Source organism: Pectobacterium fontis (genome assembly GCF_000803215.1).
In the GTDB taxonomy this organism is placed as follows: Bacteria; Pseudomonadota; Gammaproteobacteria; order Enterobacterales; family Enterobacteriaceae; genus Pectobacterium; species Pectobacterium fontis.
The window spans coordinates 1-5,338 of record NZ_JSXC01000008.1; the positions used below are offsets into that span (position 1 = coordinate 1).

Below are 5,338 nucleotides of genomic sequence, written 5' to 3' on the forward strand. Positions count from 1 at the left end.
CCACATTATGTTGAATGACGACTGGCCAGCAACGTTAAGTACAGAGGACGGCTTGGGTTGGCGCTGGCCGGGCGGCATTTACCGCCGGAGCGCCTTAGCTGACCAAGGCAAGAGGTGCGCCACGGACGGCGCGCCTTTTGCCAGACACCGTACCGCGATATTGAAGGGAGAGAGCTACTTTTCTTTTGCGTCCGATTTACGTTTCTTCCGGCGTCGCGCTTTCTTTTTCCGCTCTGCCGGGTGCGTCTTCTCATGCACCTGTTTCAGATGGCCGATAGCCACACGGGTATATATCTGTGTGGTTTCCAGCTTCTCATGGCCGAGTATCGCCTGGATGTGTCGCGTATCTGCCCCCCGCTCTAGCATCTGTGTCGCCATACTGTGCCGGAACACATGACACGCTCCGGCCTTTTTCAGATGTGCATCATCCCGTATTGCACGCCCTGCCAGTATCGTCAGCGTTGACCGCGCCAGTTTCTTTCCCCATATCGTCACGAACAGATAACCGCTGTCATGCCTCGTTGTCAGTCGTGGCCGTACCGCGTCCAGATAGCGTTGTACCCAGACCAGCGCACGCAGACCAACCGGCACCACCCTGTCCTTGTTTCCCTTACCTTGCCTGACGACCAGAACCCCGCGCCCCACGTCCACATCGGCCAGCATCAGCCCGGACAACTCTGACCGCCGTAGTCCCGTGCTCCACAGCATTTCCAGTACCGCACGGTTACGCAGCCCGGTTAGCGTGTCGGTGTCCTGCGCGTCCATCACCGCCTCGGTTTCCTCCACGCTCAGTATCTGCGACGGAAGCCGTTTCTCTTCTTTCGGCAGCGTCATCTGCTCTGCCGGGTTGTACAGGATATGGTGACGTTGCAGCAGCCACCGGAACAGCCCGCGTATCGCTGACAGGCGGTTAAGCTGGCCGCCCTGTGCCAGCGGTTTTCCGTCGGCTTTGCGATAACCTTTCAGATAGCGCTGATACCCTTCCAGCACCGACAGACTCACCTGTGCCGCCTGCGTCAGCCCCCGCTCTTCGCACCACGTCACGAACGGGCGCAGCCGTTCACCGTACCCTTCCACCGTGCGCGGGCTGTGGTTCGTGGCAGTAAGGTGTTCAAGGTAAGCGGCGGTGTACTGGCGCAGCGTCTGTGACAGGCTGCTAAGGTAAGTGGCTTCGGGTGTCGGGGCTTTCGGTCTGGTCATGACGGCGCGTCCTGCGTGGTGAGAAGAAGGGAACTACGATGTGATGCGGCTATTTTTCTTTACCGGAACAGTGCTTTTGCCGTTAACCCGACTTGCGACAGGTGAACCCTTATCGGCTGCGGCTTTGCGCGGTTTTGCCGACCCAGACTTAGCCCCGACTTGAGGCAGACTTGACCCCGACTTGCTTTCATCAGACCCAGACTTGCGTGAGTCGCACTCGTCTTTTTCACTGACTTCCGGCTCGATTAACCCGCACAGGTGCGCCCCTTCCGGCACCGTGCCATCCCACAACAACTCGTATTGCAGCAGATGTCCCCGACTGCCACCATGAACCAACAGATACTCCATTTCCGCCAGTCGCAGGCAGTGAAGCTTAAGCTGGCTGTCGCTCCACTGGGTCGCCTCGCGGATATCCCGCCGCGTAAAGCGCACCTCGCCCGGTTTCTTGTTCTGCGCGTGAGCCAGTTGGTTCACCATCCCCTGTATCAACAGCAACAACTTCCGCGTCTGCGGCGGCATCTCGTCCAGTGTGCGGCCTAATATCTCGTGAGCCAGCTTGTTGGCCAGCACGATATCCGACCGCTCCACCTCGATATACTCGATAACCTGACCACGGTGTTCAACCGTCTTCACTTCCCGCTGGTACTGGTGCAGCAGCGCGATGCTTTGTATCAGCGTCAGGTACTTCATATGGTCGCGCCGGGTGCGCGTCTTGTCGCTCAGGAACGTAAGCTGTGAGGCGAACGGGTTCACCACTTTTAACGGTCTGAGTAACCGCTGCGCATTCTGGTGTAACTCCGTCAGGTAGCCTTTCTCGTTCTCCATCAGCAGCCCTTCCAGCGTCTGCTTGTGGCGCTGCAAGGCGTGGATCGCTTCGGTCTGTTCGCGGCTCTCGTTCACCGTCAGCACAAGGCAACGGTTCAGCAGTTCTTCATCCACGTCGATGGCAGTCGTGGTCAGCATCAACATAACGGGGCCTTTTACCGTGTACTGTTTGGTAACGAGGTTGCCCGTCGCATCGTCTTTACCCGTTGAGGCTATCGTCAGTTCACCATCTGACTGGAGCAACTTAAGGGCATACGCCGCCTGCCGTACCCCCTCCTCTTCCGCGATGGCGAGGATTTTATGCTGGAGATTGCTTTCACCCAGATAGAACAGGCTTTGCCCCGTCATCGCGCTGTACTGTAAGCGTTCTTCCGGCGGGATAAGATTAAGAACGGCGTCCATCAGGCTGGATTTACCTGCCGCACTGGATGACTGGATTAACACCGCTAACGGTCTGTCCAGTTTGCGCGACACCGCCGCCAGATAACCCGCCACTAAGTTAACGGACTCCCCCACCACGCCACACGCCGCAAGGTCATCCGTCAGCCTGCCGATAAGATTCGGGTCACGCAGTAACGCCAGTGCCTCCGCTTTGGCATCGTCATCCAGTTCCGGCGCGGTGTCACCGTTCGTTTCCGGCTGGCTCAGATGCGCTTCCAGTGCCAGCAGCACACGGCCTAAGCGCTGTTTGATGTCACTTTCAGCTAACCCTAACTCTGATGCAGCCAGCCGCGCATACCCCGCACGGCTCCGCGCACTCATCATGTCCACGCTGTCGGCGAACACCACGCCGCTTTCCGTGTCCAGTACCTGCGCGTTCACCTTCATCACACCGCTACCCGCTTTCACTGACGCCATGCCCCGGATGCGCCATTGCTGACCGGATAACGCGATTTCCACTTCACCGTTCGCCAGCGTTTCAACCACAACCCCGGCGGCTAAAGAGGTGGCGGGTTGAGATGAAGATTCAGGCTGTGGTACAGAGGCATTTTCAGGTTCGGCACTGACCACTTCCACCATCGGTAACGCCCCGTCAACCAGTAACCCGAACGCCGCTTCCGGTTCGGCCACACTGCATAAGTAGCCGTTCGCATCCATCCCAGACGGGAACACCACTCGGAACGACGCAATGCCGTCAGCGGCTAAGGATTCCGCCAGTTTCACCGCGCCCTCATCTCCTGCCGCGTCGTTATCGAACGCGATAAGCACCTGTTTCACACCGTGGCGGATAAAGACATGCCGTATCTCATCGGTAACACCGTTCACCCCATACGCTGCCGTCACGTTGCGGAACCCCGCTACCCAGAAGCTCATCGCATCGAGTAACGATTCACATAAGATAACGGACTTACTCGCCACCAGTGCCTGCTCGTTCCACACCCCGCCGTGGGGTCCCGGCAGATACAGATGATTGGGCGTTCCGGCACGAAGACGGTCACCCACTTTGCGCCCGTACAGCTCCCGTACCTGACCGTTAAGGTCGATAACCGGAACGACTAATGACCCCGCCAGATGTTCATGACCGGATGAGCGCAGCACCCCGATGGCCTGCAACTGGCTGCGAACGGTTGCCCCGTCTTTCAGTTTGCTCGATGGCAGACGGTAGCCCAGCGTCCGGTTGGCGAACCCTAAGCGGAACTGAGCCACTAACTCAGGATGATTCAGGCGGCGCTTTTCCAGATAGGCGATAGCCTCCGGCGCGTTCAGCAGCGTATGGTGGTAGAACTCAACCACGCGACCCAGCAGTGACTGCCTTTCCTGCTCATCCGCGATATTGGTAACAGGTGGCAACGACTCAACAGCAGGCACCGCACCGAGTTCACCGCGCAGACGGTCAACCGCCCGGTGCAGGCTTAACCCTTCCGTTTTCATCACCCAGTCCAGCACCGAGCCGCCTGCGTCACAGCCGAAGCAGTGATACAGGTTCTTCTCCGGGCTGATAACGCATGACGGCGTTTTCTCCTGATGGAACGGACACAGCACCACGAAGTCCTTGCCGCGCTTTACCACCTTTCTTCCCTGACCACGCACCACTTCAACCAGTGACACGGCGGCTTTCAGGTGCTGCAACTCGGATTCGGGGATGCGTGCCATAAAAATGTTCCTTATAAAACCTTGTCAATGCCCTTATTGGATACTATTATATGACCCATTAAGAGCACTCAGTCAAGTCTATTCAGAACAGGGAGTGATAATGAGCGATACCGGTAATTATCAGGGGATGTTCTGGATGAGCTTTTCAACCCGTTTTCTGCAACTGCGCAAGCAGCACGGACTGACCCAGCCGCAGATGGCTGACAAGGTAGGGATTCATTTGACGCAGGTTCGCCGCTACGAGTCTGGCGAGGCACAGCCCTCTTTAGACATTCTCAAGCGTATTGCCGTCACCTTTAACGTGTCGGCTGACTGGCTGATTTTCGAGGAAGGCGAACGTGAACCACAGGATGAGTTAAAGCTGAAGTTTGAAGCCGTTAAGCAGATGGATGAGGATGAACAGAAGTCGGTCACATCGATTCTGGATGCCATGATTTTAAAACATCAGGCGAAGCGCTTGTTAGGCTGAGTCTGAACTGACGCGGCGCTGGCGTGGTTGCAACACACCAGAGCCGCTAACCACAAGCAACTATAGGAGTAGTTACTATGGCTGACGCGCATTCTACGCCAGATACCACCGTTTTTAAAATCACTCAGGCCGAACGCTTTACCCGCGTTGGCTATCGACCCATCAAGGGCAACCACGACACCCCCGCCATCAACATCGCCGGGCAGTGGCTGAAGGACGCGGGATTTACCACCGGGCAAGCGCTGAAGCTGCGTATCATGCCCGGCTGCATTGTCATCACCACGCAGGATATCCATGAACTCTGGGGCAACCTGCAAGCCCTCAGCATCGCCCCATTCGATGAACGTGCGGCAACCCAGTGGCTGAACCGCTTTCCCGGTGGGTTAAACGTGGAGAGCGCACGATGAGCATCAAGACCGCTTTCCACCACGGTGAACTGCCGGAGCTGACGTTAACGGGCGACGAACTGGCACTGGCAGGTTTTACCGCCCATACCCTGTTCCGTATCCAGCTTTACCGCAACGGGCTGATGCTGACGCGACTGGATGAGGATACCGATATCGCCGCGCTGATGGCTGAACTCGACGGCAACGAGACGGAAGGCGCGGATTGGGTCAGTGACAATGGCGAACTGACACTGGCGGGCGACTGGCTTACCCAAAGCGGGTTACTCGACCAGTTGTTAATGATTGAAGTGCTGCCCGGTAAGATAACGATTCGGGCAGAGGTGGGGAATATGCTGGCGTAATA

Annotated in this window: 5 protein-coding genes; 3 read left to right on the plus strand and 2 right to left on the minus strand. The window is 57.4% G+C overall.

What is annotated here, in order from left to right:
- Positions 1–174: 174 nt before the first annotated feature.
- Both xerC and OI69_RS02755 read right to left on the minus strand, forming a co-directional pair.
- Positions 175–1,200: a site-specific tyrosine recombinase XerC gene (gene xerC, locus OI69_RS02750; protein WP_039345862.1), complete on the minus strand. Its 1,026-nt coding sequence runs from the start codon at positions 1,198–1,200 to the stop codon at positions 175–177.
- Between the two features lie 33 nt (positions 1,201–1,233).
- Positions 1,234–4,119: a DNA primase gene (locus OI69_RS02755; RefSeq protein ID WP_039345865.1), complete on the minus strand. Its 2,886-nt coding sequence runs from the start codon at positions 4,117–4,119 to the stop codon at positions 1,234–1,236.
- Positions 4,120–4,255: 136 nt separating this feature from the next.
- Between OI69_RS02755 and OI69_RS02760 the strand changes: the two genes are divergently transcribed.
- The 3 genes from OI69_RS02760 (at position 4,256) to OI69_RS02770 (ending at position 5,336) form a co-directional block, all read left to right on the plus strand.
- Positions 4,256–4,588, plus strand: coding sequence for a helix-turn-helix domain-containing protein (locus OI69_RS02760; protein WP_039345874.1), 333 nt, complete (start codon positions 4,256–4,258; stop codon positions 4,586–4,588).
- A gap of 77 nt (positions 4,589–4,665) precedes the next feature.
- On the plus strand, positions 4,666–4,995 hold the full coding sequence (locus OI69_RS02765; RefSeq protein ID WP_039345868.1) for a SymE family type I addiction module toxin: 330 nt from the start codon (positions 4,666–4,668) through the stop codon (positions 4,993–4,995).
- Positions 4,992–5,336, plus strand: a complete 345-nt coding sequence (locus OI69_RS02770; RefSeq protein ID WP_039345871.1) for a SymE family type I addiction module toxin — start codon at positions 4,992–4,994, stop codon at positions 5,334–5,336. The genes OI69_RS02765 and OI69_RS02770 overlap by 4 nt, the downstream gene beginning before the upstream one ends.
- Positions 5,337–5,338 lie beyond the last annotated feature (2 nt).

Bases quoted from the DNA above. Each gene is read 5' to 3' on its own strand.
- OI69_RS02755 (WP_039345865.1), bottom strand. From the start codon at position 4,119: ATGGCACGCATCCCCGAATCCGAGTTGCAGCACCTGAAAGCCGCCGTG.
- OI69_RS02770 (WP_039345871.1), top strand. From the start codon at position 4,992: ATGAGCATCAAGACCGCTTTCCACCACGGTGAACTGCCGGAGCTGACG.
- xerC (WP_039345862.1), bottom strand. From the start codon at position 1,200: ATGACCAGACCGAAAGCCCCGACACCCGAAGCCACTTACCTTAGCAGC.
- OI69_RS02760 (WP_039345874.1), top strand. From the start codon at position 4,256: ATGAGCTTTTCAACCCGTTTTCTGCAACTGCGCAAGCAGCACGGACTG.
- OI69_RS02765 (WP_039345868.1), top strand. From the start codon at position 4,666: ATGGCTGACGCGCATTCTACGCCAGATACCACCGTTTTTAAAATCACT.